The sequence below is a fragment of the Gemmiger formicilis genome (genome assembly GCF_016901605.1).
Lineage (GTDB): Bacteria > Bacillota > Clostridia > Oscillospirales > Ruminococcaceae > Gemmiger > Gemmiger formicilis_B.
The window spans coordinates 1-219 of sequence record NZ_JACJKP010000927.1 but is presented as its reverse complement, the minus strand read 5'-3'; the positions used below and the strand labels follow the sequence as shown (position 1 = coordinate 219).

General features: G+C 54.8%; 1 pseudogene. It reads right to left on the bottom strand.

Annotated elements, in window-relative coordinates:
- Positions 1-2: 2 nt before the first annotated feature.
- A pseudogene (locus H6B10_RS17285) lies at positions 3-219 on the bottom strand (hypothetical protein); the annotation flags it as partial.

Here is a 219-nt window from a genome sequence, read left to right as displayed (position 1 = left end):
TGTTAAATCAGAAAGCGGATGCATCGTGGTGTACAAAGCCGCCCAACTCCTGGCTGTTTGTTAACCCTTGGGCAAAAGCTTTGGCGCGCATAGCGGCGTAAAACTCGGCAAAGGCGGGCAGCCAGGCCGCAGCCAATGATCTTGGTGAGCAGCGCCACCACCACAAAGCAGATGCAGAACAGTACAATATCCGGCGTAAGGCCGCTGATGTCGGTTTTG